We start from the raw sequence: 26,769 nt of genomic DNA, 5'->3' as shown, positions 1-26,769 counted from the left end.
CGGGCGACACGTGGTTGCACAGCGGGCGCACGGAAGCACACTCCGGACGGCACTGCATCGCAAATCCGAGCGAGCCGTAACCGGCGCGGGCGAATCCCTCACCAGGGCAGTTGCCGACAGTTGCGGCCCGAAATACCGTCAGACCCCTTCTCTGCAGGGGGTATTCACTTCTTACATGTCGACATGTCACTACAGCGCGTTGCCGACATGTGACATTCTGCGGGAAGCGCGTTTGCCGAGGCTTCGGCTCCGGTATTCAGGTGAAGGCTGCGTCGCTCGGGAAGGACGCCGCCGCGACCGTCCCGCGACCCAAAGGGGGTGGCATGTCCGCAGACCAGGGCAGCTCGAAGGTGCTGACGCCCACGCTGAGCGAGGCAGCGCCCAAGGAGCTCGACGCTCTCGACGCTCTCGACGTCCTCGACGGCTTCGAGGGCGTCACAGCCCTCGAGGCCGTGCCGTCCCCGGCCGCCGCCCCGGCCGCCGAAGCTGTCCCGGCCACGCAGGCCACGGCGAACCTCGACACCCGCACCCTGTCCCGCTCACTGTTCCTGCGCCTCGCCGCGCTGGACGAGCACAGCCCCGAGCGGGCCTACGTCCGGGACACCCTCATCGAGCTGAACCTGCCGCTGGTGCGCTACGCGGCAGCGCGTTTCCGCTCACGCAACGAGCCGATGGAGGACATCGTCCAGGTCGGCACGATCGGCCTGATCAAGGCGATCGACCGGTTCGACTGCGAACGGGGCGTGGAGTTCCCGACGTTCGCGATGCCGACCGTCGTCGGTGAGATCAAGCGCTTCTTCCGCGACACCTCGTGGTCGGTGCGCGTCCCGCGCCGCCTCCAGGAGCTGCGCCTGGCCCTCACCAAGGCCAGCGACGAGCTGTCGCAGAAGCTGGACCGCTCGCCCACGGTGACGGAACTGGCCGCCGTGCTCGGCGTCTCCGAGGAGGACGTCGTCGACGGCCTCGCGGTCGGCAACGCCTACACCGCGTCCTCCCTCGACTCGCCGGCCCCCGAGGACGACGGCGGCGAGGGCTCCCTCGCCGACCGGCTCGGCTACGAGGACAGCGCGCTGGAGGGGGTCGAGTACCGCGAGTCCCTCAAGCCCCTGCTGGCCAAGCTCCCGCCCCGGGAGCGGCGGATCATCATGCTGCGCTTCTTCGCCAACATGACCCAGTCGCAGATCGGCGAGGAGGTCGGCATCTCCCAGATGCACGTCTCCCGGCTGCTCACCCGGACGCTGGCCCAACTGCGGGAGGGTCTGATCTCGGACTGACCGGCCACCGCCCACCGGACTCCCCCGCCGCGACAGCCGTCAGCGACGAGAGCCGGGACCGGGCGGGGCCACAGGGACGACGCGTACGACGGATACGCGTGGCCGCCGAAGCGCCGTGACAGGCAGCGTCGGCGGCCCTCGTCCGTCCGGGGCCGGGTCGCGCCCGTCGTCCGGCATCCGCCCGGAAGGGCGTACGGCACCGGCGCGCCCGGCATCGACCGGGGAGGCGTCGGCATGCGCATCGCACGCGGAACGCGCCCGTCCGGGGCAGCGGGACCCGCCGGCGTTACCTGAGCGCCAGCCAGGCGACCCCCGCCACCACGACGAGCGCCACCACGATGCCGACGATCAGGCCGATACGGGGGCCCGAGGGGGCTGCCTGCTGCTGTCGGCCCTGCGGGGCCTCGTCGACGAACGCGCGGAACATCTGGGTGTTGCCGGCGGGGTCGTAATTGCCCTGGGGGCCCTGGGTGTTAGCCATGGCCCGAGACCTTAGCGAAGTACCGCCCCGCGACCCAAGCGGGGGCCTGCGGGGAGGGCTCCGGGAGAGGGAAGAGCACTTTTCCCGCACCTCACCTGAATATTTACGCCAGCAATACTTGTGTTTGCCAAGTTTTTGCGCCGCCGGATCCCAACTTGTTTGCCTTCAGCAACCAAGCACCCTTATGGTTGCTTCAAGCAACGAATACGGGAGGTGTGATGGCCGAGCGGGCGCAGTTCGAAGAGCTGGCGCGTCAGCTCAGTGCCGTCGGAGCCGTGAAACGGGACATGGGGCGGATCCTGCCGCCCGACTGCCCGGCCGGCTCGGCCGCCGTGCTGACCCTGCTCGGCCGCCACGGCGACATGCGCATGAGCAAGCTCGCGGAGCTGCTCGCCGTGGACATGTCGGTCACCAGCCGGCATGTCGCGCACGTGGCCGCACGCGGCTGGATCGAACGGCACCCGGACGCCGCGGACAAGCGCTCGCGCATCCTGCGCCTGACACCCGAGGGTCTGGAGCAGCTCGACGAGCTGTCCCGGCGGACCACGCACCTGCTCGCCGAGCGGCTGGCCGACTGGACCGACGAGGAGGTCGGCCAGCTCATCGGGCTGATGACACGGCTGCGCGCGTCCTTCGGTGACTGCCGGTCCGCCCCGCGGCTCCCCGCCCCCGTACTCGAAGAGACCACCCGTACACCCGCAAGCACGTAAGAAAAGGAAGTCCATGGCAACGACCACACCAGCCGGTGTGCGGGCTCACGCCAAGCACGGGGGAGGCTCCCACGGCGACGCCCCGATGACCCACCGGCAGATCATGGAGGCCCTCTCCGGGCTGCTGCTCGGCATGTTCGTGGCGATTCTGTCGTCCACGATCGTCTCCAACGCCCTGCCGCACATCATCGGGGACCTCGGCGGCGGCCAGTCCGCCTACACCTGGGTGGTCACCGCCGCCCTGCTGTCGATGACCGCGGCCACCCCCCTCTGGGGCAAGCTCGCCGACCTGTACAGCAAGAAGGCTCTCGTCCAGATAGCCCTCATCATCTACGTCGTCGCCTCCATGGCGGCCGGCCTGTCCCAGAACCCGGGCATGCTGATCACCTTCCGGGTGTTCCAGGGCATCGGCGTCGGCGGTCTGTCCGCCCTGGCGCAGATCGTCATGGCGGCGATGATCTCCCCGCGCGAGCGCGGCCGTTACTCCGGCTACCTGGGTGCCACGTTCGCCGTCGCCACCGTCGGCGGCCCGCTGCTCGGCGGTGTCATCACCGACACCTCCTGGCTGGGCTGGCGCTGGTGCTTCTACGTCGGCGTCCCCTTCGCGATCATCGCGCTGATCGTGCTGCAGAAGACCCTGCACCTGCCCGTGGTCAAGCGGGACGTCAAGGTCGACTGGGGCGGCGCGACCCTCATCGCCGCCGCGGTCTCCCTGCTGCTGATCTGGGTCACCTTCGCCGGTGACAAGTACGACTGGGTCTCCTGGCAGACCTACGCGATGATCGGCGGTTCGATCGTCCTCGGCGCGCTCTTCGTGCTCGTCGAGTCCAGGGCGAGCGAGCCGATCATCCCGCTGCGCCTGTTCAGGAACCGCACGATCACCCTGGCGTCGCTCGCCTCCCTGTTCGTCGGTATCGCGATGTTCTCCGGCACCGTGTTCTTCAGCCAGTACTTCCAGTTGGCCCGGGACAAGTCCCCGACCATGTCGGGCGTCATGACCATCCCGATGATCGGCGGTCTGTTCGTCTCCTCGACCGTCTCCGGCCAGTTCATCACCCGCACCGGCCGCTGGAAGGCGTGGCTGGTCAGCGGTGGCGTCCTGGTGACGGCCGGCCTGCTGCTGCTCGGCGGCATCCGGTACGACACCGACTACTGGAAGATGGCCATCTACATGGCCCTGCTGGGTCTCGGCATCGGCATGATGATGCAGAACCTGGTGCTCGCCACGCAGAACCAGGTGGCCCCGTCCGACCTCGGCTCCGCCAGCTCCACGGTGACCTTCTTCCGCTCCCTCGGTGGTGCGGTCGGCGTGTCCGCGCTGGGTGCCGTGATGGCGAACAAGATCACCGACTACGTCAAGGACGGCGTCTCCGACCTCAGCCCCAAGTACCAGGCCGCCCTGGCCGGGGGTTCCGGCTCCACCGACACCATCCCGGACATGGACAAGCTGCCGGCCCCGATCCGGACGCTGATGGAGAGCGCCTACGGCCACGGCATCGCCGACGTCTTCCTGATCGCCGGCTGCCTCGCCGCCGTCGCCTTCCTGATCACGCTGTTCATCAAGGAGGTCCCGCTGAAGACCAGGGGCGCGCTCGCCCAGGGCGCCGAGGCCGACGCCCCGGTGACCGACCCGGCCGCCGCTCCCGCCGTCGCCGAGGCCCAGGCCCCGGCCGCCGAGCAGGTCCCGGCCGCCGTCTCCGCCGCCCCGGTGTCCGACACCGCGGGGTCCGACGGCACGGCCACGGCGACCGCCACCCGGCAGCTAACGGCCGTCGCCTCGGCCGCCGAGCCCGGCACCGCCGGCGGCACCCCGGTCCACGGCTTCGTCCGCGGCGCCGAGAGCGCCCCGGTCCCGCAGGCCGCCGTCACGCTGATCTCGCTGTCGGGCCGCCAGCTCGGCCGCTCGGTCGCCCGGGCCGACGGCTCCTACACCCTGGCCGCCCCGGGCGCCGGCTCGTACGTCCTGATCGCCTCCGCCGACGGCTACCAGCCGCAGGCCTCCACCGTCATGGTGGGCGAGGACGCGCTGTCGTACGACATCCTGCTCAGCGGCACCAGCGGGCTGACCGGCGTGGTCCGGGCCGCCGGGAGCGCGCTGCCGGTCAAGGACGCGATGGTGATCGTCACCGACGTGCGCGGAGACCTGCTGGCCACCGCCGCCAGCGGTGAGCAGGGCGACTTCGCTCTCACCGACCTGGTGCCCGGCACCGTGACCGTCGCGGTCAACGCCAGCGGGTTCCGGCCGCGCGCCCTGCCGGTCGAGGTCGGCGCCACCGGCGTCACCCGGATCGAGGTCGACCTGGACGCCGGCGCCCGGCTCCAGGGTGTCGTCCGGGCCCCGCACGGCGCCCTGGCGGACGCCCGGGTCACCCTGGTCGACCAGGCGGGCAACGTGGTCGGCACCGCCACCACCGGCACCGACGGCGCGTACGCCTTCACCGACCTGGACAGCGGTGAGTACACCGTCATCGCGACGGGCTACCCGCCGGTGGCCACCGCGCTGACCGTGGCCGGTACCGGAGTGGACGGCCACGACATCGAACTCGCCCACCCCGGCGAGTAGTCGACACCCCGGCCCGTGGCGGCGCGCGCCCTGAGCGGAGGGCGCGCCCGCCACGGGCCGGTCTCATACGACCATTTTTTGAGCTTTTCCAGGGAGATAACGGGATGGGACTGACCGCGAAGATCCGTACGCGGGACGGGTGGGCCGTGTCGCACGCGGTCGTCACGGTGACCGACATGACCGGCACGCAGGTGCTGCGGGCCGAGGCGGACGCCGAGGGGGCCGTACGGGACACCACCGAGCTGACGCCGGGGGCGTACACGGTGATCGTGACCGCCGTCGGGTACGCGCCCGCCGCGTCCAGCGCGATCGTCACCGCCAGCGGCCGGGCCGAGGTCGGCACGGTCACGCTGACCCGGCAGGGCGGCACCGAGCTGCCGCCGCCCGGCCCCTGGACCATCGACCCGGTGCACTCCTCCGTCGCCGCGGTCGCCCAGCACCTGGGCATCTCCAGCGTGCACGGCCGGTTCACGGAGTTCGGCGGCACGATCGAGATCGCGCCCGACGACGTCGCCAAGTCCCGCGTGGAGGCGGTCATCCGGGCGGCCTCCATCGACACCGGCAACGGCATGCGGGACACCCACCTGCGCTCCGGCGACTTCCTCGACGTCGAACGGCACCCGGAGATCACCTACCGCTCGACGGGCCTGACGCTGGCCGCCCAGGACCGCTGGACCGTGCACGGCGAGCTGTCCCTGCACGGTGTCGTACGCCCCGTCGACCTGGACCTGGCCTACCTGGGCACCGGCGCCGACCCGTGGGGCGGCACCCGTGCCGCGTTCCGGGCCACCGCCGAACTGCACCGCGAGGACTTCGCCATGAACTACAACCAGGTCCTCCAGGCGGGCATCGCCGCCATCGGCACCACCCTCAGGGTGGAACTGGACATCCAGGCCGTACAGGGAGACTCCCTGCCCACCGCGTGACACCCCGGGTCCCCGGGCCCCGACGCGTGCCACTCCGAGGCCCTGATCAGCCGAACCTGCCCCTGGCGGGGACAGGCCGACCGGGGCCTTTCCGGCCTACGCTTGCCTCCATGGCACCGAACATCGCGTCCAACACCCGGGTATCGGCAGCCGAGCTGCTGGACTTCGTCCGCCCGCGCCACCGCGCCCTCCTCATCACCCGCCGCGCCGACGGCAGCCCGCAGGCGTCCCCGCTGACCTGCGGCGTCGACGACTCCGGCCGGATCGTGATGTCGACCTACCCCGAGCGCGCCAAGACCCGCAACGCCCGGCGGGACAGCCGCGTCAGCCTGGTCGTCCTCAGCGACGACTGGAACGGCCCCTGGGTCCAGATCGACGGCACCGCCGAGGTCGTCGACCTGCCCGACTCCGTGGAGCCCCTGGTCGAGTACTACCGCAACATCGCCGGCGAACACCCCGACTGGGACGAGTACCGGCAGGCGATGGTCAAGCAGGGCAAGTCCGTCATCCGGGTGACACCCGAACGGTGGGGTCCCGTGGCCACCGGCGGCTTCCCGGCACGGCTGGCACCCGAGGCGTAGTCGGCCGCGCACGACCATGGCCTCGACGCCGCCCGGGGAGTGGTCAGCCGCGGTCGACCATCGCCTCGATGCCGGCGATGAGCAGGTCCAGGGCGAAGGCGAAGTCGCGTTCCATCATCTCGCCCACCGTGTCGCCGCCGCGGGCCGCCATGAGCTCCTCGGACTCCCGCATCACCTCGGCGGTGCCCGGGGCCTCGGCCACGACCGTCATGGCCTGCTCGAAGTACTCGTCGGGACTCAGCCCCGTGTCCGCGCTGCGGGCGAGGAAGTGGCCCTCGATCGTGCCGTAGCCGTACACGAACCGGAAGACGGCCGCGATCGCCCCGGTCACCCCGCGCACGGGCAGCCCCGCCCGCCGGACGACCCGCTGGACCACGCGGGAGAAGGCCACCGACCGGGGTCCGATGTTGAGGAAGCGGCCGGCCAGCGGGGACACCCAGGGATGGCGGACCAGCAGCGTCCGGTACGCGGTGGCCAGCTCCCGGAGCTGCTCCCGCCAGTCCGCGTCCGTGTTGTCCGGGTCGGGCAGCCGCAGCTCGGCGTAGGTCGCGTCCAGGGCGAGTTCGAGCAGGTCGTCCTTGGTGTCGACGTACCAGTACAGAGACATGGCGGTGACGTTCAGCTCGGCGGCCAGCCGCCGCATGGAGAACTTGGCGAGGCCCTCCGCGTCCAGCAGCCGCACCGACGCCTCGGTGATCCGCTCCCGGTCGAGCCCCGAGGGCTGCCCGCTGCGCCCGCCACGGCGGGCCCTGTCCGCCAGCCACACGCTGTGCCGCGCCGACCGACCTGCTGCCTTCGTCACCGGCGCACCTTCCTCCACCTCGGATGTCGCTTCAGATGCTAGGGCCGCGGCCGGCCCGGAGGGGGGCGCGGGACCGAGCGGGGACCCAGCGCTGCGGACGACCTTGGGGCAACGAAGTGCCGTACACCGTACAGCAGTCACTGTACGGTGTACGGCACTGAGAGGTGACGTCAGCTACCGGCCTTCCGCGTGAGGTCGTAGAACGTGGCCGAACCGACCGTCACCTTCTTGAAGGTGCTCTGGACCCACGAGCTGATCCGGGAGGCGCTCCCGCTGTTGCCGCCCATACCGCCGCCCATACCGCCGCCGGCGATGAAGTAGTGGACCCTCCCCTGCTCGACGTACTTCTTGAACTGGGCGAGCGTCGGGGACGGGTCCGTGCCGTTGAAGCCGCCGATCGCCATCACCGGGTCACCGGTGGCGAGCTGGTAGGCGGCCGCGTTCTGCGAGCCGACGGAGGCGGCGACCCAGGTGTACGCCGAGGCGTTCCTCTCCAGCAGCTTCCTGGCCTGGGACGACACGCTCGTGCCGTTGAGCAGACCGCCGGCGCCGCCACCGCCCGGGCCGCCCTCGCCGATCAGGCCACCACCGGGGAAGCCGTTGCCGTTCTGCGGGCCGGGTTGAGCCTGCTGCCCCTGTTGCCCGGGCTGACCCGGCTGCGTCCGACTGTTGCCGTTGCCGTTCTGCTGGTTCTGGCCCGGCACGCCTCCGCCGAAGCCGCCACCACCGGGGAACCCGTTGCCCTGCTGGTTCTGCTGTCCTTGCTGGTTCTGCTGTCCTAGGCCGCCGGGTACCCCGGCGCCGAAGCCGCCCCGCATGCCGTCACCGCCGGGACCGCCGCCCCGGCCGCCCATCATGCTCGCGCCCGCCGGGCCCGCCGTGACGATCGAACCGGTGTGGCCCTGCCCGAGCGTGCTCAGCGTGTACGCGGTCGGTCCGGCCAGCGCGGCCACGAGCCCCACGGCCGCCGCCCCGAGCGCCGGTCGCCGCGGGACGCGGCCCGCGAAGACCAGGCCGAGCGCGGCGGTGAGCCCGCCGACCAGGACCAGCCACTTCAGCCAGGGCAGATAGCCGGAGGTCCGGTTCAGCAGGACGTACCCCCAGGCCGCCGCCGCGACCACGGACGCGGCGAGCGCGATCGACGCCCACAGCTCCCGCCGCTTCTCCCACAGCAGCCCGGCGCCCATGCCGACGACCGCGGCGAGGTAGGGCGCGAGGGCCACCGTGTAGTACTGGTGGAAGATGCCCGCCATGTAGCTGAACACCACCGCGGTCGTCAGCAGCGAACCGCCCCAGACCAGGAACGAGGCGCGGGTGACGGACGTCCGCCCGAGCCTGCGGGTGGCCACCAGGCCGGCGACGAGCAGGATCAGCGCGGAGGGCAGCAGCCAGGAGATCTGGCCGCCGACCTCGGAGCCGAACATCCGGTCCCAGCCGGTCTCGCCCCACATGCCGGTGCCGCCCCCGCCGCCCCCGCCGCCGACGCTGCCGGTCTCCTCGCCGTTGAGGCGGCCGAGCCCGTTGTAGCCGAAGGTCAGCTCCAGGAAGCTGTTGTTCTGCGAACCGCCGATGTACGGGCGGGAGGAGGCAGGCCACAGCTCGACGACGGCCACCCACCAGCCGCTGGACACGACCAGCGCGAGCGTCGCCGCGGCAAGCTGCCCGAACCGCCTCCGCAGCCGCACCGGCGCGCACACCGCGTACACGGACGCCAGCGCCGGCAGGATGAGGAACGCCTGGAGCGTCTTGGCGAGGAACGCGAAACCGATCGCGACACCGGCCCACACCAGCCACTTCGTACGGCCGTCCTCCAGCGCCCGGACGACGAGGCAGCAGGCCACCGACATCAGCAGGGCCAGCAGGGCGTCCGGGTTGTTGAACCGGAACATGAGCGCCGCGACGGGGGTCAGTGCGAGCACCGCGCCCGCGATCAGACCGGCCGCGGGGCTGAACCGGCGGCGTACGGAGGCGTGGACGACGGCGACGGCCGCCACGCCCATCAGCACCTCGGGAGCCAGGATCGCCCAGGAGTGCAGGCCGAAGAGCCGGACCGACAGCTCCATCGGCCACAGCGCGGCCGGCGGCTTGTCGACGGTGATGGCGTTGCCCGCGTCGAGCGAGCCGAAGAAGAACGCCTTCCACGACGTGCTGCCCGCCTGGACGGCCGCGGAGTAGAAGGAGTTGGCGTACCCGGAGGCGCTGAGGTTGTACAGGTAGAGCAGGAAGGTGGCGGCCAGCAGGCCGAGGAGGGCCGGACGGGCCCAGCGCGGGTCCTCGGGCCGGCCGCGCCACAGCCCGCGGACGAACGGCTGGCGCGGCTCACCGGCCCCGGGGGCCCGCGCGGGTGCGACCGGGGAGGGTTCCCCGCCGCCCGTGGCGCCCTGCGGTGCGGTCGGCGGGTCGTAGTGGGTCGTCATCGGGAATCCCCCGGGTCGTTGTGGTGAGGGCGCACCGGCTCGCAACCCTGTCGGCTGTGCACCTGCTGCTCGTAGGGCTGCTGCTCGTGGGGCTGTTGCTCGTACGGCTGCTGCTCGTACGCCTGCGGGGTCGGCACCCGGCGCTGCGGCAGCGGTGCGTACGGCGCCGTCGTGCCGTGCGCCGGTGTGGCCGCGGTGGGGGTCGACGTGCCGCCGACCCCGTCGCGGTCCGGGAAGACCCAGGCGCGGAAGAGCAGGAACCGCAGCACGGTCGCCGCGAGGTTGGCGGCGATGAGCACCGCCAGCTCGGTGGAGTGGGCCGGGCTGCCGGTCGCCGCGCTCAGGGCGGCCAGGGAGCCGCTGGTCAGGGCGAGACCGATGCCGAAGACGACCAGGCCCTGCGCCTGGTGCCGTACGGCGCCGCCCCGGCCGCGCACCCCGAAGGTGAGCCGGCGGTTGGCGGCGGTGTTGGCGACGGCGGAGACCAGCAGGGCGAGCGCGTTGGCGATCTGCGAGCCCGTGAACTGCCGGAAGGCGCTGTAGAGCGCCAGGTAGAACAGGGTCGACAGGCCGCCGACCACGCAGAACCCTACGAGCTGACGGGCCAGTCCCTTGGGCACGTCGGGCAGTTCGCGGTCGCGCGGGTCGTCGCCGAAGGGCCGGGCCAGCCGGTCCAGCGGCAGCGAACCGGTGGCCAGCGCCCTGCCGACCCGCCACACGCCCCGGAGGTCGTCGGTGGCCGTCCGCACGATGTGCACGGTGGAGTCCGGGTCGTCGACCCAGTCGACCGGCACCTCGTGGATCCTGAGGCCGGCCCGTTCGGCGAGCACCAGCATCTCGGTGTCGAAGAACCAGCCGGTGTCCTCCACCAGCGGCAGCAGCACCTGCGCCACATCGCGCCGGATGGCCTTGAAGCCGCACTGCGCGTCGGAGAAGCGGGCCTGGAGAGATCCGCGCAGGATCAGGTTGTAGGCCCGGCTGATGAACTCCCGCTTGGGGCCCCGTACGACCCGGGAGTCACGGGCGAGCCGGGAGCCGATCGCGAGGTCGGAGTGGCCGGAGATCAGCGGTGCCACCAGCGGCAGCAGGGCGTTGAGGTCGGTGGACAGGTCGACGTCCATGTAGGCGAGGACCGGCGCCCGGGACGCGGACCACACCGTCCGCAGCGCCCGCCCCCGTCCCTTCTGCTCCAGGCGGAAGGTGCCGACCTCAGGGATCTCGGCCGCCAGCCGCGCCGCCACCAGCGGGGTGCGGTCCGTGGAAGCGTTGTCCGCGATCGTGATGCGGAACGCGTAGGGGAAGGTGCGCGTGAGGTGCTCGTGCAGTCGGCGGACGCACGGCTGGAGGTCCTTCTCCTCGTTGTACACGGGGATCACTACGTCGAGGACAGGCGTTCCGGCGTCTGTGGCCGGGAGGTGCTCCCGCGCCGGCAGGGTGCCGGGAGAAGAGTCGGTTCGCATGGACCGACTCTCGTCAACCGCCCTGTCCCGCCCATGTGGTGGCACTGTGCTGTGCCTGTGAGAACGACTCCCGGCCCGCTTCCGGGGAGGACCCCGGGACGGCGGGGGCCGGCGCGGGCAGGTGCACGGTGAACACCGTGCGGCCGGGCACGCTGTCGACGGTCACGGCACCGCCGTGCGCGATCGCGACGGCCTGCACGATGGCGAGCCCGAGCCCCGTGGACCCGGTGGCGCGGGAGCGCGCGGAGTCGCCGCGCGCGAACCGCTCGAAGACGTGGGGCAGCAGCTCGGGCGGGATGCCCTGCCCGTCGTCCTCCACGTCGACGCACATCCACGTCCCGCGCCGCCGCACGCGCGCGGTCACGGTCGTACCGGGCGGGGTGTGCTTGCGGGCGTTGCCCAGCAGGTTGACCAGCACCTGTTGCAGCCGTGCCGCGTCCGCCGAGACCAGCGCCGGTTCGTCGGGCAGGTCGAGCCGCCAGTTGTGGCCCATGCCGGCCGCGCGGGAGTCGCTGACGGTGTCGACGACCAGCGGGACCAGATCTGTCCGCTCGAACTGGAGCGGCCGGCCGGCGTCGAGCCGGGCGAGCAGCAGCAGGTCCTCGACGAGGAGGGTCATCCGGCCCGCCTCGGACTCGATCCGGCCGAGGGCGTGCCGGGTGTCGGGGCCTACCTGCTCGCGCCCGCGCCGGGTCAGTTCGGCGTACCCGCGGATGGAGGCGAGGGGGGTGCGCAGCTCATGGCTGGCGTCGGCCACGAACTGCCGGACCCGCGTCTCGCTCTGCTGCCGGGCGAGCAGTGCCCCGTGGACGTGGTCCAGCATCCGGTTGAGCGCGGCACCGACCCGGCCGACCTCGGTGTGCGGGTCGCACTCGGACTCCGTGACCCGCTCGCTGAGGTTCACCTCGCCGGTGTGCAGAGGGAGTTCGGAGACCCGGGTGGCGGTGGCGGCGACCTTGCGCAGGGGGCGGGTGGCGACGCCGACGAGGACGTAACCGGCGATGGCGGCGGCGACCAGACCGGCGGCGGTGACACTGACCTCGACCAGGATCAGGGTGTTGATCGTGTTGTCGACACCGGAGGTCGGTACGGCGACGTAGTAGGAGCCGTTGCCGCCGGTCCGGTACTCGACCCGGTACCGGCCCGCACCGGGGACGACGACCGTGTGCTGCTGCCCGTCGACTCGGGGGACGGACCCGAGGACGGTGAGCTGTGCCCTGGTCAGCGGCTCGGGACTCATCTCGAAGTCGCTGGCGGACTTCACGCCCCGCTTGGCGTCGGTGATGACGCCGTTCTCCACCTTGGCCGCGATGGTGCCCTGGGGCTGCGGGCTCCTGGTGACGAATTCCGTGAGGGTCGGCGGGTACGCCTTGAACCTCTGCCCGTCCGGCGCGACAACGCCCCCGGGGTGCTGCCCCGGCGGCCCGAAGGCCCCGGACGCACGTGACGCCACCTCCTTGAGCTGACCGTTGAGCTGGTCGTACAGGTGCGAGCGCAGCGCCAACGTGGTGACCGTACCGATCACGGCACACACCACGGCGATCAACGCCACCGACGCGACGACGAGCCGCGTCCGCAGGGTGCGCGGCTGTCCCGCCCGCCGCTTCCGCTGACGCGGCCGTCGTCGTCCGCTCATGACACGGCGGGCTTGATCAGATAACCGGCTCCGCGCCGGGTGTGGATCATCGGCTCCCGGCCGGCGTCGATCTTCCTGCGCAGGTACGAGATGTACAGCTCCACGACGTTGGCCTGCCCGCCGAAGTCGTACGACCACACGCGGTCCAGGATCTGCGCCTTGCTGAGCACCCGCCGGGGATTGCGCATGAGGAACCGCAGCAGCTCGAACTCGGTGGCGGTGAGGTGGATGTTGTCCCCGGCCCGTGACACCTCGTGGCTGTCCTCGTCCAGCGTCAGGTCGCCCACGACGAGCACGGAGTCGGACCGCCGGTCGGCGGCCCCGGCGCGGCGGATCAGCCCGCGCAGCCGCGCGACGACCTCCTCCAGGCTGAACGGCTTGGTGACGTAGTCGTCGCCGCCGGCGGTCAGCCCGGCGATACGGTCCTCCACCGCGTCCTTGGCGGTGAGGAACAGGACGGGCACGTCCGGCAGCTCACGGCGCAGCCGGCCGAGCACGGCCAGGCCGTCCATGTCCGGCAGCATCATGTCCAGCACGACGGCGTCGGGGCGGAACTCGCGGGCCGCCTGCACGGCCCCCTGCCCGTCCCCCGCACTCCTGATCTGCCAGCCCTCGTAACGCAGGGCCATGCTCAGCAGTTCGGTGATCGACAGCTCGTCGTCCACCACAAGCACGCGGACGGGGCTCCCGTCCGGCCTCAGCAGTTCGGTGCGCCCCTGGGGCGAGGTCGTGGTCATGCCGGACACCATGTCGGGGTCCTCTGAGAACACGCTTTCCGGAGTCTGTGTTTTCTCTGAGAAGCGCACAGGAACCTCTCAGGCACCGCCTGGGAGGCACAGGCACCGCCTGGGAGAGGCGCATCAGGAACGCCGGAAGGCGGGACCGTGCTCGACCCGCGCGATGTGGATCACGTACCGGTCCCCCCAGTGCTCGCGCCCCGCCTTCCCGGCGCCTCGCCACGGACCGGCCGCCCTCCCCCGGGGGGCCGTACGTCAGAACAGCCCGTCCTGCTCCCTTCTGAACTGCCGTACCGGGACGGTGAACGTGCCGGACGGCAAGGCCACCGGGGCCAGCTCCCATCCCGTCATCAGCCGGGTGTCCAGCACGGTGACACCGAGGCCGGCGACCGCCAGATGCAGATCGGGCCCGGCAGCCGCGACCAGCTCACCGTTCACCGCGCCGCCCGGCACCAGCTCCACGACCTCGCCGAGCGCCCCCGGCACCTCCGCCAGCCCGAACGCCCGCACATGGTCGGTGACGTCGCACGCCTCCCGCCGCAGGGACTCCGGCCACCCGGGGAGAGCGACGGCCCGGGCATGCAGCTCCCGCACCTCGGCGGCACGCTCCGCCTCCGTCCCCGGCAGCGCCGACCGCACGGCACGCTTCTCGGCGTACGCGATCCGGTCCGGCACCCGCAACGCGGCCCGCAGCAGCTCCTCGGTGCGCCGGGCGGCCATCAGCGGACCGGTACCGAGCCAGCCGAAGCAGACGGCACCCTGCTCGAGCAGCCGGGCCGGCCCGCGTTCGAGGGCGGTGATGCCGACCTTCACCAGTCCCGGCCCGAACCACGCCAGATACACGCGGTACGGCCGCGGGTCGTCCGCGATCGTGTCGGCGGCCACGGAGTGCGCCCGGTCCAGCCGCGCACACTCCTCGCACCGGGCCCCCGTACTCCGCCCCGGCACGGCGACCCCCCGCGGGCAGGCGTGCCCCCGAGCCCCCACGCACCTCCGCACGCCCCCCTCCGGCACCGCGAACACGACCCGCTTCCCCCAGGGCAACGCACTGCGCCGCCCACCGCCCCACTCCAGCACGGGCCCACCGCCCACCCACCGAAGCCCCGCGCATCTCCAGACCTGTGCCATCACTCGTCAGGGTAGAAGGAGGCACTGACAGCGGCGGGACGGTCCCGGTGCGGTCCCGGTGCGATACCGCGCTTGATCGAGGTGCGGCGACCGCATCCCCGTGTTCCGCTGGAATCAGGTTCTGCCCGCGTCGCCGTAGGCCCTGTGGGCACATCGCGCCTGCTGCCGGACTCCGCGTCCGACGAGAAGCACGGCGGAGACTTCCCTTCCTCCGCCCGGTGCGACAGCAGACGGTCGTCCGTCCTATCCGTCCGCCCCTCTCTGGATGTGTGGCGAGGAACATCCGCAGGGTTGTGACCGGCTCATTTCCGTCAGCGGGCGCGTATGCGACACAAGGCACCCTGGGTGTGCCGAGGGAGTCGGTCATGACCACGAACCCGGGCGAGAGCCGAGGTACGGGGACCAAGCCGGGACAGCAGTGGTCCACACGCCCCCGGCCGGCATCAGCGGCGGCGCTGGCCGCCCCGACGGCGGTCGCCCCGAGGACCGCGTGCACGGCCTGCGGGCACGCGACCGGGGTCGAGCCGTGCTGTCAGTTCTGCGGACAGGTCCTCTTCCTCCCGCGGGGCATCGCGCTCTCCACCGCCGGACTCCGCTTCGGCGGCCACCTGCTGGAAGCGGCACTGTTCGTCTGCACTCTCGGCATCGGCTGGCTGATCTGGGCGTTCGTCGTCTTCCAGCACGGCCAGACGCCCGCCAAGCAGCTCCTCCACATGAGGGTCGTCCACATCACGCGGGCCGGCACCGCCCGGTGGGGGCGCATGTTCTTCCGGGAGTTCATCGCCAAGGGGATCATCGGCGTCCTTGCCGCGTACACGCTGCTGATCCCGTACTTCTGGCTCCTGTGGGACCGCAACCGGCAGGAACTGTGGGACAAGATGGCCACGACCCTCGTCGTCACCGACCGGGCGGACCAGCTACGGCCCCCCTCCGCGGACCGCCCCGCCCAAGCGGACACCCGGACCCGATGACCACCGATCCACAGCCCTGCTCCCGCACGACACGGCATCACGACCTCACCGGCGGGCACCCGAACTCCGCGCCCACCGAAGGAGGTTCGATGCCCAGAACCACGCCTGTCGCCTACAAAGGCCTCGAGTTGATGCCGACGTGGTTCGTCGTCCTGATAGCGGTGCTGTCCGTGGTCGGGATCGTCCTGGCCGCGCTGAGGGGACGCTGACGTCCGTACTCGTCCGCCGTTGTACGCCGACGTCGTCACGCAGTTGGATGCTCACCACGTAGGGCACGGTTTTGAGGCCGCCACCCCGCTCCCGCCTGTTGAGCCTCGGTTCCCCAACCAGTGCGGGAAGTCTCACAGCGGCTCATTCGTCGGCCAGACATCGACCCGGTCGTGGATCTTCCACATCAGATCGTCGAGGCCCGAGGTGGTGGAGTTTTTGCGCCCCGTGTTAGTCACCGCCGCCCAGCAGTAGCCATCCGTAGTCCGTACAAGGATCGACGCCGTCCCTTCGAGAATGCCATCGTGCCACCAGTTCCCGTCGCTGGTGACGTGCCAGCCCTTCGCGTAGTCGCCGGATCCGGGCAATCCGGAGGCTGTGGTCATGTAAGTGATCTGTTCCGCCGGCAGGAGGTCGGGAGGGGTAGGCAACCCGTCCACGCGCACAACGAAGCGCAGTAGGTCGGTCGGCGTGGCCAGCCATCCGCCGTGCGCATCCATCCGGTGGACCGGGATGCCGTAGGGGTCGTCGCCATCAAGGCCGTAGTACGTCACCTCGCCCGGCCGCCTCTCCATTGCTGTGTTCCCCGCGATGAACATGTCTTGTACGCCGCAGGGCAGCAGGACGTTCTGCCGCACATAGTCCTCGTAGGTTTGGGTGGTCACTTCCTCGATGATCCGGCCGAGCACGCAGTAACCGAAGTTGGAGTAGGCGTAGGCCGTGCCCGGTGCGTGGTCCAGCGAACGATGGGTCAGCACGTCGGTGATGAGATCGCGAGCGCTGAGTTCTGGCTTTGAATACATCGGGTCGTTCGGTGCGGCGTTGGACCAGCCTCCGCAAGAGTGCTCCATCAGGTGACGCACGCCGATCTGGGCGGCGCGGGAGTCCACGGGAGTTCCGAGCGCGCTCAGACGGCCGCCGGGTCCGAAGACTCGATCCTCGTCAGGGTGGATCCTGCCTTCGGCAGCCAATCGCATCAAGGCCACCGCCGTGATCGGCTTCGAGACACTGGCGATGCGGAACAGACTGGACGGTGTCACCTGTGTACCTGTGGTCTTGTCCGCAAGACCGAATCCGGCTGCGTAAACCAGGCGGCCGCCCTTCGCCACGGCGAGCGAGAGGCCGGGGACCTCGAAGTCCCGCATGAAGGTGGCCGCGAGCCCTGGGATGACGGTATTCGCGTCCCGGTACTCCCAGATGGGATTGAACCGCTGTACTGCTCCGGTACCGTGACCGACGGAGTACCCGCCTACTGCGATCTGCCGCCAATTCGTACTCTCAAACTGCAAGCGGTCCGAGTCGTAGTTCACGGAGGATCTGCCGTGGCGGGCTTGGCGAGCATTCCCCCGCAGCTCCTCGAAGAGGGCAACGAAATGCTGTTTGCCGCCAAGGTTGAAACCGCTGACTCTTGCCGGGAAACGGCCGAGGTCGATCTGGCGGTTGAATTCGGCCTGGTACACGTCGCTGTTCGCTGGGAGGCTCACGTCCCAGTCGCGCCCGTCGGCAGGAGCCCAGATCGATGCGAAACGAGTGACCCAGACAAGCGGCGCGGGGCCGGGCCCCAGATAGTCCGGGTTGGGCTCCCAGCTCGTATAACAATCGATGTCGACGATACGGGCCCCTTGAGCGCGGACCTCACGAAGATGCTGTGCCAGGTTTAGGATGTTAGGGCGGCCAATATTCGTCTGCTGGTCGTTCAAGCCCGGGTCAGATGCCCAGATAAAAGCGATTAGCGTCTTGTCGCCGACGCTGTAACAGTTCACCCGTACGGGCCTGTATCCCTGAATCCACCACTGGTCATTGAGCAGGTCGTAATCGGTAGGTGACATTGCGTGCTTGGTGATATAGTCCTGTACGGGGTCCAGGCCGTGCGGGGGCTCCCAGATGGCGGAATAGCGGGCCTGGCCATTCACTTCATAGCCGCAGATCTCGACTAGGCGCATCCCTTTGACACGGGTCAAATCCTGGAATGCGTCCTGGTACTGCCCATCCGTGAGATCAGTTTTGACTACCGCTGGACTCATGTTGAACCCGCCTCTGGTAACTCGCATCCCAACACTTGAGTCACCGCATCATGCATGGTCGAATGTCGCGAACCGGTGCATTGCGCATCGTAGGGGCGCGTCTGTTGCGGAGACGTCTGGTCTTGCACGCGATGTGCTGGCCTGATGAAATCCGTGACCCCGTCGAGCTACTCGGCACACCAACTGAGGCCCGCGAGGAGATCGCTGGGGACGGATTCCGGCGCTGGGTCGACGACCACCTTGGCATGCTCGGAGCACGCGTCATGCTCACCGACGACGAACCTCAGCCGACGACAGTCACTCTCGGCACATCGCGGATCGAGCTTCAAGGCGCAGCTTGACCTGGTATGGAACCCCAGCTCAACGGCACGATGGCGCTGTCTCTCTCCTGAAAGCGGGTGTCGCGGGGGCTATCAGCCGAGATAGGGCCGCTCACGGTGCTCCAGGAAGTGGCGGATCCGGAGTTGCTGCGTGTGGTGCATCGGGAGCTGATCGATCTCCTCCGGCCGGACGAACCGCAGCTCCGTGGACTCGTCCGAGATCGCGAGCCGGCCCCCGATCACACGGGCGGTGAAGCAGACGTTGAACTGCCTGCGCACCTCACCGTCCGAGTAGGCGATGACGTGACAAGGGTCGGTGTAGGTGCCCACAAGCCCGGTGACCTCTACGTCCAGACCGGTTTCTTCCTTCACCTCGCGGACGGCCGTTCCTGGGAGTGAATCGGTCAGCTCCATGCCGCCGCCAGGTAGCGCCCAAAGATCGTTATCCCGGCGGCGCTGAAGGAGTACGCGCCCTTCGTCGTCGGTGACCACGGCGGACGCGGCGACCACCAAACTGTTCGGCTCCGGTGCCGCTGGGTCGTCGTAGTACTCGGTCCGTGCCATGGTCACCCTTCTCGTACCGGCGTCGCGGTTTCCCACACCGCGTCGAAGCTGCTGGCGTAGGTGTCGAACATGCCGCCCTTCCCGCTGCGCCGAAGATGCCACACGGGAGCACCCCGTACGCGTTCACGCCCCAGCCATGGGCGTTGACCAGCGCCTGGTCATCCGCACGATAAATGGAGTTGTAGAGCGTGGTGGCATGGGTCCGCACCTCGATGCCGGGTACCTCGGCCAGGGGGCGGTAGTGCATGAGGGTGAGTCGGCAACAGGACTCGATCCCGTGGCAGAACCTCTCCTCCTCACCGTGCTGTTGGACATTCGTGCTGTCCGGATCGCCGATCGCAATACGGACGGCACACCCGTCGGCAACGCGCTCTCGTAGCAGGTCATTGAGCCGCGGGTACGCCTCGTGCAGGAAATCGGCGGCGTACACCAACACGTCGATGTGCTCGCGGGCCTGGGTCAGCATGTCAACGAAGGTCGACACGGGAATGTCCGACCGCTCCTCGGGGTGAAGATCAGCTCGCGGGTGTCCTGCCCCAGGTCGCCGGCCGCCTTCCGGTCCCCGGTCTGCTGGGTACACCGCATCGCGCGCTTCGGGGATCGAGCCGGGCGACCTCACCCGCATGTTCGCCCTGCGGGCCAGCGCGCCAGGTTCCGCGTGATCCCGCACGATATAGATCGAAGACAGTTCCAGCCATGACACCCCACCCGTCACCACCGAAACCGAGGGAATGCAATGTGATGGGATCCAAGAGTTCATCAGCAAGCCCGATGGCCAGGGCACTCGGGCTGGCGCCGTCCGTGGAGCCACCCCCGACGCGCGCAGGGGCCACCGTGTAGAGGCTCTGCGGCTTGTCGGGCTATAGGGTCTGCGACTTGAACCGCCAGACCGCGTGCTCCAACCCACCGCGTTCGTGCCCGAGAATGGTGGCGGTCGCCTCGTACACAGCTCGCAACTGCCCGTACGCGAGGCCGGAGACACCGGCATCCGCAGCGAAGGCCCGCAGGTGAACGTCAACGGCGACCTGCGATCGGCCGACGAGGTTCCCGATGTAGTCCACCGTCTTCGGCCCAACACCCTTCACCGAGCGTAGGGCGGCACGGTTGGCCTGTTGGTCGAGCCATAGGTGGAGGTCGTCACGGGTATTGACCCCATTGGCGGCCAGCAGATCGGTGATGCCGTGGGCTGTCGCTACCCTGCGGGGGCTGTTGAAGTTCATGGCGGCGGCGAGATCTTCCATAGCAAGTCGCGCTTGGAAGCCTTGGACCGTGGCAGCGTCGGGCCATGCCGACTGGAGCTGGAGAATCCGCGGCCGGATCGTCGACTCGTACTTGCGGCGTGCCTGGAAGCTGGCGTCGCAAATCACGGCACCCATGTGCATCCAGCCGCCGGGCGACGGGAACGGGCCGTCGCCGAGGGTCGTCCTGACGTAGGCGGCCAACCGCTGGGCGTGGCTGAGTGAGGTCACGGACCAATCATGGCGTTCCGGCCTGACAATCTGCCTCGGTCTTTCACAGTGCTCTGAGTGTTGGTGCCTGCGCGTTATCCGGCAGTGGAGATGGCGCCCTCACCTGCGATGATCTGCGGTGCCTAGGAGCATGGGTCAGTAACGGGTTGGCTGCAGCCGAGGCTGGAGCGAGGGGCCTCGGCTGGGCCTTGGGGCTGGCCTAGGCTGCAGGTCATGAATCCGGCCATGACCAGCGGTGTGACCAATGTGCCCGCCATCCTTGACGCCATGGAGCTGACTTCCGATCCGGAACTGGAGGTCCGGTTCGCGGAGTCGGCCCACCGGATCCTGGCGGACCTGGTGGGTGGAGGTGCCGCGCTGGGCTGGGTCGAACCACCCTCGCGGGATGAGGTGGCGGAACTTCTCGGCTACGTCGTCTCTGCGGTGCAGGCCGGGGATGCGGCCCTGCGTGCCGCTTACCTCGACCGTCGGCTTGTCGGGTTGGGGTACTGGCTCCGCTACGCCCGACCGACCCATCGGCCACACGCCGATCTGGAGAAGATCGCGGTAGATGCTGCTGCCCATGGTCGTGGTGTCGGTCGGGCGCTGACCGCTGCCTTGATCGCTGACGCCCGGGAGGCGGGTATCGAGGTCCTCACCCTGGACGCCCGTGGCGACAACACCAATGCCCTGCACCTCTACCGGTCGCTGGGCTTCGCCGAATACGGCCGTCTGCCCGACTTCGTCGCCGTCGGCGAACACCGCTACGACAAGGTCTTCTACATGCTGGACTTCCGCCAGCAAGGCTGACCACTGCCACGCACGAGGGCCCGGCGGCGCCCCGCCAGCGCTTCGCGATCTTTCATGCGAAATGATCACGATATGCGTGGTGGGGATGGACTGTTCGAGGTCGAGCCGGTCGAGAAGAAGCGGTCTGGAGGCCGTCCGGCGGCGGTGGACAAGACGTTCCGGGCGTTCGACCCGCACCAGGTCCTGTTGCTGCCTCCGTCGCTGAACGACTGGCTGCCCGAGGGCCACCTCGCCCGGTTCGTCGCCGACCTGGTCGACGAGGTGCTCGACCTCTCGCCGGTGCTGGCGGACTACACCGACAAGCGCGGCTACCCGCCATACGACCCCCGGCTGATGCTGCGGCTGCTGATCTACGGCTGCACCATCGGCGTCCGCTCCTCGCGGGCGATCGAGCGCAAGTGCACCGACGACGTCGCGTTCCGGTTCCTGGCCGCCGACCAAGCCCCGGACTTCCGCTCGATCTCACGGTTCCGCCGCCGCCACCTGGACGCGCTCGCCACCCTGTTCACCCAGTCGCTGCACCTCGCGACCAAGCTCGGCATGGTCAAGATGGGCCGCGTCGCCCTGGACGGCACGAAACTTCAGGCCAACGCCTCCAAGCACAAGGCGATGAGCTACGGCCGCCTGGTCGACAAGGAGGAGCGGATCGAGGCCGACACAGCAGCCCTGGAGGCGAAGGCCCAGGCGCTGCTGGCCGATGCGCAGGCCACCGACGAAGCCGAGGACCAGATGTTCGGCACCGACGGCAAGGACACCGACCTGCCCGCCGAGCTGGACCGCCGGGAGAAGCGCCTGGCCAAACTGCAGGCCGCTCGCGCGCAGATCGAGGCCGAGGCCGCCGCCAAGGCACGCCGCCGCGCCCAGGACAAGGAACGCCGCCGTCAGGAGCGTGGCGGCACCAGCGACGAGCAGGCCGTCACCGACGCCGGGGACAAGGCCGCCGCGAAGGCGCATCCCAAGCCCAAGGCGCAGGCCAACTTCACCGACCCCGACTCGCGGATCATGAAGAACAGCGACGGCGCCTACATCCAGGCTTACAACGCCCAGGCCGTCGTGGACGAGAAGCACCAGGTCACCACCGCAGCCGACGTGACGACCAACCCCTCGGACGCGCTGAACTACACCACCATGCTCGACCAGTCCGCGGCGAACACCGGCCGCCACCCCAAGCAGGCGCTGGTCGACGCCGGCTACTGCTCCGAGGCCAATCTCAACGCCGCGAGGGACCGTCAACTCGTTTGCGACACGGATACGTTCATGGCCACCGGACGCCTGGCACACGACGAGCAGGTCCCGCCCGCACCGCGCGGACGGATACCAGCGAACGCCACCCTGAAGGAGCGGATGGCCCGCAAGCTGCGGACCAGGCCCGGCAAGGCCGCCTACAGTCGCCGCAAGGCCATCGTCGAACCCGTCTTCGGCCAGATCATGACCTGCCAGAGCGGCCGCCGGCTCCTCCTGCGCAGCGAAGACGGCGCCCGCGGCGAGTGGCGCCTGCTGGCCGCCTGCCACAACCTCCGCGAGATCTTCCGACACGCCGGAACCGCCGGACTCGCCACCGTGGTCGGCTGATCAGCCGGTCCCCGGCCCCGTCACGGCCCTACCAGGCCGCTCACCTGACGGGCAGAACCTCATCCCTGCCTCACAGGCGCCAACCGGACGACCGCGACTGATCTCACCGCTCACGGCCTCCCAACCAGTTGCCTGTTACTGACCCACGCTCCTAGTCACTGACAGGATCTTGGGGCACCGAATCCGTTCTCAAGGGTGGTGGGGACGGCATTCTCATGGGATGAGAAGTCACGGAACGACCGCGCGGACGAGGAGCGTCCCGATGTACCCAGGGTGAGGCGCGTCGAGGACCTGCGCGTCGGCTGTGGCGAACCCGGCCCGTGTCAGCATGCGCTTCCACACCGCCGGACGGTAGCTGTAGCGGTAGGTGAACATCGCCTTGCCGGCGAAGCCTCCCTTGTACATGCCCTGGGGCCCGTACGCGCCGGGGATGGCTGGAGGCTGTGAGAAGACGAAGACGCCGCCGGAGTTGAGCCGCTGACGGACAAGGGGGAAGAGGCGGCTCGGGTCAGTGAACCAGGCGGCTCCGAAGATCGAGTAGACGGCGTCGTACGCGTCCTCATGCTCGCCCAGGTACTCCAGGACCTCGGAGCACACGAACTCCGCTCCAGTGCTGGCCCACTTCGTGGTGGTCCTCTCGACCATGACGGGAGACAAGTCCACGCCCCGAGCCGTGATGCCGCGCTGAGTGAGGTGGGCGAGGGCGCGGCCGGTGCCGCAGCCGATCTCCAGGACGGTGTGTGGGTTGCCGAGTAGTTCCGGGCCGGGTCCGTGTCCGGCGTACTGGGTCCAGCAGAAGCTCGGCTCCGCGTCGTCTGCGAAGGCGGAGGCGGCGTAGGTGTCCCACAGCTCCGTCTCGGCGGCGATGTCGTGTTGTGCGGGCAAGGCGATTCCTCTTCGAAAGGGCTGGCCCCTGTCCTCCGGGGGGACCGAGGACAGGAGCGAGGGTAGGACCGTTCAGTGGCTGTCGGGCACCTTGTTGTCGCACGGTGAGCAGTCCGTGCTGTCGATCGCCCACAGCTCCTCGTCGACGTCGAAGCCGATGGACTTCAGGAAGTCCGCCGTGCGCAGGCACAGACCGTCGCGGCGGCGCTAGATGAACGGGGCGTGGTGCTTGTAGCGGCCCTCGTTGTACACGTCGCAGAGGGCCCACCACACCGGCGTGTCGAGGATGAGCCGGTGGACGCCGATGTCGACAAGCTTGCCGACCCCCAGGTGGACCTCGGGCTGCTCGATGCAGCCAATGGTGTACATGACGGCGTTGCCGAGGATGCGCTCGGCCATGTCACGGACCATCGTGTGGTCGCGCAGCAGCAGGGCGACCTCACGGTCCCAGAGGGTCATGCCGCTGTCCAGGACGTTGATCGTCAGGTGCTTGATGTGGGGCTGGACGGCGTTGAGGAGTTCCTTCGGGTTCCGTGTGCGGGCGCTCGTAGGTCGGTCGAGCGTGACGGTCATGGACTACTCCTTCGGAGACAGGTCGTGCCGTACCGGTTCAAGCCCGCCCCGTCTGCCAGCCTGTCCAGGTCTGGACGCACGGTGGGGGCGCCTTGCGGATCCCGTCCCAGCGGGAGCTACTGAGTCATCTGGCTGGAACGGGCGACTCGGGTGGTGCCCTGGCGGTTGTAGGCGTGGCACAGGCAGGTGCAGCGGTGCACGAGCAGGAGTCCGGTGGCGTAGGGCAGAGGAACGTCCTCCGTCTGACGGCACTGTGCGTGCAGGTCCTCGTAACCCGGGCGGAGAGCGAGAGCGCACTCCGGGGACCATGAGGCGGTGTCGGTGGTGGGGGCGCTCATCGCACTGTCCTCATGGCCCGGTGGTGAGGGCACGCACAGGGAGGGAACTCCTGCCCAAGGCTTGTGGCCGTTTCGGCTTCGGCGCCCTCGAAGCCGTGGATGCCGGAGTCGCTCGTGACGCGACCTTTGCGGTCCACGGTGTAGACCCGCAAGGTCATCCGGGGCGGGAGACCGCAGTCCTCGCCGGGCCTACCCGCGCCGCCCACTCGTCGCCGCCATGTCGGAGCGCCTCTGCCAGTCGCATGGCTACGTCGGCACGCGCGCGGCCCAGTTCCACGAGCCCAAGAGCGGGCGAGCCGGCATCGACTCCGAGCGAGGGCAGCACGATGCGTGCCTGATCAGGAGCCGCCTGTAGGGACTCCATGACTGCGAAGGGATCAACATCGTCGCGTGCTGTGACCATGGACAGGACGGTAAGGACGGGAGCTACTGGCCGCGATGCGATGTTCTCGAATGTTCTCTCAGTCTGGCTGACCGTTCTCGTGTGGTCTCACGCGAGGGGGTGCACGCTGTGGTGCGGGCGCATCAGCGCCGGTGATGCTGGTGGCGACAGGGCCCCACACCCACGAGGATCTCGACTCCGGTGAGATCATCGTCCAGGGAACACCGCTCACCGGCCCCGAGGACATCGCCCAGCTCCAGCACTTCGGTCCCGGAGATACTGCGGTGATCGTGCCGCGTGAACTCCTCGTCAATCACGGGCCCAAGAAGGTCACCCGCGTGCCCAAGCTGATCCACCGGCACGGCCCCGTGCGACCTCGACAGCGAGTGGTGCGCGAACATCCGCCAGCAGACGGCCAGCGGCAAGTACGTCGGGCGGGTCCGCGTCGTCGACAACCCGCCGACAGAGGGACAGTTGTTCCTGCTCGACTACGCGAAGTGCAACGCGGCGACGGGTGAGGACGTGCGGAACCTGTGGCGCGAGGACGCGGAGCGGCTCCGGGTTGCCCGCGGAAGACTTCTGGATTTTCGACAGTCGGTTGGTGGCCGTCCTGCGCTTCGATGACGAGGACGCCTTCCATGACGTCGAGGTCATCACGGAGCCTGCCGAGGTCTTGCGGTACTGCCAGGTCCGCGACGCAGCGGTGCACGGGTCCGTCCGGTACGACGAGTTCGCGGCGCTCCTCGGCGCCGACCACTAGCGAGCGGAACCAGTGAGCACAGACTTCCAGCAGGCCAGGGAGGCCCTCGGGCTGCGCTTGAGGGAACTCCGGCTGTCGGCCCCGGGAGGGCGGCTCACCGGCACGCAACTAGCTCAGCGACTCGGCTGGCCCCACTCCAAGATCTACAAGCTGGAGAACGGCCAGCAGACCGCCACCAGCGAAGACCTACGGGCCTGGGCCGGAGGCGTCGGCCAGCCGGACGTCTTCGATGAACTGGACGCCCGGCTCAAGGGCTTTGAGTCCCACATCCGCTCCTGGCGCCGGCAACTGGCCGCCGGGCACCGGCCCGTGCAAGACAATTGGAACCTTGAGGTCGGGCGATCCCAGGCCATCTACGCCTGGGAGGAGTCTGTCGTCCCTGGCATGCTGCAGACGGCCGACTACGCACGTCACATCTTCCTGCGGTACGCAGACCTCCAGGGCTCGGTCCGCGACACAGATGCTGCCGTCCGCGCCCGTATGCGGCGCCAGGAGTGGTTGTACGAGGCAGGCCGGAAGTTCCACGCCCTGGTGTGGGAGGCGGCTCTACACGCCCTGATCTGTCCTCCGTCTGTCCTCGCCAGCCAACTCGACCGGCTCGCGGGCATCATCGGCATGGACACCGTGAAGCTGGGGATCATTCCGCTCGGCGCCTCGCTCAAGATCCCGACAGCCAACGGTTTCTGGATCCTGGATGACAGGCTCGTGATCGCCGAGGACTGGCATGCAGAGCTGTGGCTGGACGACGCCGAGAGCGTGGCTACCTACCTGCGGGGCTGGAACACGCTCCGAGAGGCCGCCGTGTACGGCGTTGACGCTCAGAACCTCATCGAAGGCCTTCCACATCGGCAAGGACTGGAAGACGGACAAGCTGCGGCGTGAGGCGTACAAACTCATGGCCTCCGCCGGAGTCCGCAAGACCCGGCTGTACGACGCTCGCCACGCCTGCCTGTCGTGGATGGCCGACGGTGGCGTGCCGGACACGGTGGTCTCGGCGTGGGCCGGGCACAGCGACCTGGCCTTCACGAAGCGCAACCACGTCCACCCCGACCCGCAGTCGCTCATGGCGGGCTCCGAGAAACTGATGGAACTGCTCGGCTGAACTGTAACTGATCAATCACGTACAGTGACGAGTGATTCCGTGAGACGCAACGCAAAAGCCCTGACCTCCACTTGGGAGAATCAGGGCCTTGACCTGGT

22 protein-coding genes and 3 pseudogenes are annotated in these 26,769 nt (G+C 69.5%); 11 read left to right on the top strand and 14 right to left on the bottom strand.

Annotated features, from left to right (window positions below; genetic code table 11):
• The first annotated feature begins 323 nt into the window (after positions 1-323).
• On the top strand, positions 324-1,274 hold the full coding sequence (locus tag D9753_RS18335) for an RNA polymerase sigma factor SigF (RefSeq protein WP_121787990.1): 951 nt from the start codon (positions 324-326) through the stop codon (positions 1,272-1,274).
• A gap of 286 nt (positions 1,275-1,560) precedes the next feature.
• Here the strand turns inward: D9753_RS18335 and D9753_RS18330 are convergent, their stop codons facing one another.
• Positions 1,561-1,755 (bottom strand): hypothetical protein, encoded by a 195-nt coding sequence (locus D9753_RS18330; RefSeq protein WP_121787989.1) that lies wholly within the window; start codon positions 1,753-1,755, stop codon positions 1,561-1,563.
• Positions 1,756-1,973: 218 nt separating this feature from the next.
• On the opposite strand from D9753_RS18330, the gene D9753_RS18325 reads away from it, so the two are divergent.
• From D9753_RS18325 to D9753_RS18310, 4 genes are all read left to right on the top strand, one after another.
• Positions 1,974-2,465 (top strand): MarR family winged helix-turn-helix transcriptional regulator, encoded by a 492-nt coding sequence (locus tag D9753_RS18325; protein ID WP_121787988.1) that lies wholly within the window; start codon positions 1,974-1,976, stop codon positions 2,463-2,465.
• Between the two features lie 13 nt (positions 2,466-2,478).
• Complete coding sequence (locus D9753_RS18320) at positions 2,479-5,028, top strand: MFS transporter (RefSeq protein ID WP_121787987.1); 2,550 nt, start codon at positions 2,479-2,481, stop codon at positions 5,026-5,028.
• Between the two features lie 104 nt (positions 5,029-5,132).
• Positions 5,133-5,954, top strand: a complete 822-nt coding sequence (locus D9753_RS18315; RefSeq protein ID WP_121787986.1) for a YceI family protein — start codon at positions 5,133-5,135, stop codon at positions 5,952-5,954.
• Positions 5,955-6,064: 110 nt separating this feature from the next.
• Complete coding sequence (locus tag D9753_RS18310; protein ID WP_121787985.1) at positions 6,065-6,535, top strand: PPOX class F420-dependent oxidoreductase; 471 nt, start codon at positions 6,065-6,067, stop codon at positions 6,533-6,535.
• Between the two features lie 43 nt (positions 6,536-6,578).
• Here D9753_RS18310 and D9753_RS18305 read toward each other — a convergent pair whose 3' ends face one another.
• The 6 genes from D9753_RS18305 to D9753_RS18280 form a co-directional block, all read right to left on the bottom strand.
• The gene (locus D9753_RS18305; protein WP_205614192.1) at positions 6,579-7,337 is read right to left on the bottom strand and encodes a TetR/AcrR family transcriptional regulator; all 759 of its coding nucleotides are present in this window, start codon (positions 7,335-7,337) and stop codon (positions 6,579-6,581) included.
• 170 nt (positions 7,338-7,507) lie between these two features.
• Complete coding sequence (locus D9753_RS18300; protein ID WP_121787983.1) at positions 7,508-9,754, bottom strand: ArnT family glycosyltransferase; 2,247 nt, start codon at positions 9,752-9,754, stop codon at positions 7,508-7,510.
• On the bottom strand, positions 9,751-11,214 hold the full coding sequence (locus D9753_RS18295; RefSeq protein ID WP_121787982.1) for a bifunctional glycosyltransferase family 2/GtrA family protein: 1,464 nt from the start codon (positions 11,212-11,214) through the stop codon (positions 9,751-9,753). The genes D9753_RS18300 and D9753_RS18295 overlap by 4 nt, the downstream gene beginning before the upstream one ends.
• 13 nt (positions 11,215-11,227) lie before the next feature.
• A complete protein-coding gene (locus D9753_RS18290; protein WP_121787981.1) occupies positions 11,228-12,850 on the bottom strand; it encodes a sensor histidine kinase in 1,623 nt (540 codons plus the stop codon).
• Positions 12,847-13,587 (bottom strand): response regulator transcription factor, encoded by a 741-nt coding sequence (locus D9753_RS18285; RefSeq protein ID WP_205614191.1) that lies wholly within the window; start codon positions 13,585-13,587, stop codon positions 12,847-12,849. Before D9753_RS18285 ends, D9753_RS18290 begins: the two co-directional genes overlap by 4 nt.
• 255 nt (positions 13,588-13,842) lie before the next feature.
• Positions 13,843-14,715, bottom strand: coding sequence for a DUF2797 domain-containing protein (locus D9753_RS18280; RefSeq protein WP_121787979.1), 873 nt, complete (start codon positions 14,713-14,715; stop codon positions 13,843-13,845).
• Between the two features lie 365 nt (positions 14,716-15,080).
• Between D9753_RS18280 and D9753_RS18275 the strand changes: the two genes are divergently transcribed.
• Entirely contained in the window at positions 15,081-15,686 is a 606-nt protein-coding gene (locus tag D9753_RS18275) for an RDD family protein (protein WP_121787978.1), read from the top strand.
• 341 nt (positions 15,687-16,027) lie between these two features.
• Here the strand turns inward: D9753_RS18275 and D9753_RS18270 are convergent, their stop codons facing one another.
• From D9753_RS18270 to D9753_RS18255, 4 genes and pseudogenes are all read right to left on the bottom strand, one after another.
• Positions 16,028-17,917: a serine hydrolase gene (locus D9753_RS18270; protein ID WP_163010729.1), complete on the bottom strand. Its 1,890-nt coding sequence runs from the start codon at positions 17,915-17,917 to the stop codon at positions 16,028-16,030.
• Between the two features lie 413 nt (positions 17,918-18,330).
• Complete coding sequence (locus tag D9753_RS18265) at positions 18,331-18,801, bottom strand: NUDIX domain-containing protein (RefSeq protein ID WP_121787976.1); 471 nt, start codon at positions 18,799-18,801, stop codon at positions 18,331-18,333.
• 2 nt (positions 18,802-18,803) lie between these two features.
• Positions 18,804-19,306: pseudogene (locus tag D9753_RS38015) on the bottom strand (XRE family transcriptional regulator); the annotation flags it as partial.
• Between the two features lie 355 nt (positions 19,307-19,661).
• Positions 19,662-20,270 carry an HhH-GDP family DNA glycosylase gene (locus tag D9753_RS18255; RefSeq protein ID WP_121787975.1) on the bottom strand — a complete coding sequence of 203 codons (609 nt, stop codon included), beginning with the start codon at positions 20,268-20,270 and terminating at the stop codon, positions 19,662-19,664.
• Between the two features lie 213 nt (positions 20,271-20,483).
• Between D9753_RS18255 and D9753_RS18250 the strand changes: the two genes are divergently transcribed.
• Both D9753_RS18250 and D9753_RS18245 read left to right on the top strand, forming a co-directional pair.
• A complete protein-coding gene (locus D9753_RS18250; protein WP_394346720.1) occupies positions 20,484-21,059 on the top strand; it encodes a GNAT family N-acetyltransferase in 576 nt (191 codons plus the stop codon).
• A gap of 144 nt (positions 21,060-21,203) precedes the next feature.
• On the top strand, positions 21,204-22,631 hold the full coding sequence (locus D9753_RS18245; RefSeq protein ID WP_449455869.1) for an IS1182 family transposase: 1,428 nt from the start codon (positions 21,204-21,206) through the stop codon (positions 22,629-22,631).
• Between the two features lie 228 nt (positions 22,632-22,859).
• Here D9753_RS18245 and D9753_RS18240 read toward each other — a convergent pair whose 3' ends face one another.
• From D9753_RS18240 to D9753_RS18230, 3 genes and pseudogenes are all read right to left on the bottom strand, one after another.
• Entirely contained in the window at positions 22,860-23,516 is a 657-nt protein-coding gene (locus tag D9753_RS18240) for a class I SAM-dependent methyltransferase (RefSeq protein WP_121787973.1), read from the bottom strand.
• 72 nt (positions 23,517-23,588) lie between these two features.
• Positions 23,589-24,089, bottom strand: a pseudogene (locus D9753_RS18235) (hypothetical protein).
• Positions 24,090-24,205: 116 nt separating this feature from the next.
• Positions 24,206-24,427, bottom strand: a complete 222-nt coding sequence (locus tag D9753_RS18230) for a hypothetical protein (RefSeq protein WP_121787972.1) — start codon at positions 24,425-24,427, stop codon at positions 24,206-24,208.
• A gap of 537 nt (positions 24,428-24,964) precedes the next feature.
• Between D9753_RS18230 and D9753_RS18220 the strand changes: the two are divergent.
• From D9753_RS18220 to D9753_RS18210, 3 genes and pseudogenes are all read left to right on the top strand, one after another.
• A pseudogene (locus tag D9753_RS18220) lies at positions 24,965-25,569 on the top strand (DUF6879 family protein).
• A 12-nt stretch (positions 25,570-25,581) separates the two neighbouring features.
• Positions 25,582-26,451, top strand: coding sequence for a helix-turn-helix domain-containing protein (locus D9753_RS18215; RefSeq protein WP_121787970.1), 870 nt, complete (start codon positions 25,582-25,584; stop codon positions 26,449-26,451).
• Complete coding sequence (locus D9753_RS18210) at positions 26,381-26,671, top strand: site-specific integrase (protein WP_205614456.1); 291 nt, start codon at positions 26,381-26,383, stop codon at positions 26,669-26,671. The genes D9753_RS18215 and D9753_RS18210 overlap by 71 nt, the downstream gene beginning before the upstream one ends.
• The last annotated feature ends 98 nt before the right edge of the window (positions 26,672-26,769 follow it).

Source organism: Streptomyces dangxiongensis (genome assembly GCF_003675325.1).
Taxonomy (GTDB): domain Bacteria; phylum Actinomycetota; class Actinomycetes; order Streptomycetales; family Streptomycetaceae; genus Streptomyces; species Streptomyces dangxiongensis.
The sequence above is the reverse complement of the archived record's forward strand: the minus strand, read 5'-3'. Positions and strand labels throughout refer to the sequence as shown.

Coding starts and splice junctions, on each gene's coding strand:
- D9753_RS18280 (WP_121787979.1), bottom strand. CDS start 14,715: ATGGCACAGGTCTGGAGATGCGCGGGGCTTCGGTGGGTGGGCGGTGGG.
- D9753_RS18285 (WP_205614191.1), bottom strand. CDS start 13,587: ATGACCACGACCTCGCCCCAGGGGCGCACCGAACTGCTGAGGCCGGAC.
- D9753_RS18335 (WP_121787990.1), top strand. CDS start 324: ATGTCCGCAGACCAGGGCAGCTCGAAGGTGCTGACGCCCACGCTGAGC.
- D9753_RS18265 (WP_121787976.1), bottom strand. CDS start 18,801: ATGGCACGGACCGAGTACTACGACGACCCAGCGGCACCGGAGCCGAAC.
- D9753_RS18295 (WP_121787982.1), bottom strand. CDS start 11,214: ATGCGAACCGACTCTTCTCCCGGCACCCTGCCGGCGCGGGAGCACCTC.
- D9753_RS18250 (WP_394346720.1), top strand. CDS start 20,484: ATGAATCCGGCCATGACCAGCGGTGTGACCAATGTGCCCGCCATCCTT.
- D9753_RS18330 (WP_121787989.1), bottom strand. CDS start 1,755: ATGGCTAACACCCAGGGCCCCCAGGGCAATTACGACCCCGCCGGCAAC.
- D9753_RS18230 (WP_121787972.1), bottom strand. CDS start 24,427: ATGAGCGCCCCCACCACCGACACCGCCTCATGGTCCCCGGAGTGCGCT.
- D9753_RS18290 (WP_121787981.1), bottom strand. CDS start 12,850: ATGAGCGGACGACGACGGCCGCGTCAGCGGAAGCGGCGGGCGGGACAG.
- D9753_RS18300 (WP_121787983.1), bottom strand. CDS start 9,754: ATGACGACCCACTACGACCCGCCGACCGCACCGCAGGGCGCCACGGGC.
- D9753_RS18275 (WP_121787978.1), top strand. CDS start 15,081: ATGACCACGAACCCGGGCGAGAGCCGAGGTACGGGGACCAAGCCGGGA.
- D9753_RS18320 (WP_121787987.1), top strand. CDS start 2,479: ATGGCAACGACCACACCAGCCGGTGTGCGGGCTCACGCCAAGCACGGG.
- D9753_RS18270 (WP_163010729.1), bottom strand. CDS start 17,917: ATGAGTCCAGCGGTAGTCAAAACTGATCTCACGGATGGGCAGTACCAG.
- D9753_RS18325 (WP_121787988.1), top strand. CDS start 1,974: ATGGCCGAGCGGGCGCAGTTCGAAGAGCTGGCGCGTCAGCTCAGTGCC.
- D9753_RS18315 (WP_121787986.1), top strand. CDS start 5,133: ATGGGACTGACCGCGAAGATCCGTACGCGGGACGGGTGGGCCGTGTCG.
- D9753_RS18310 (WP_121787985.1), top strand. CDS start 6,065: ATGGCACCGAACATCGCGTCCAACACCCGGGTATCGGCAGCCGAGCTG.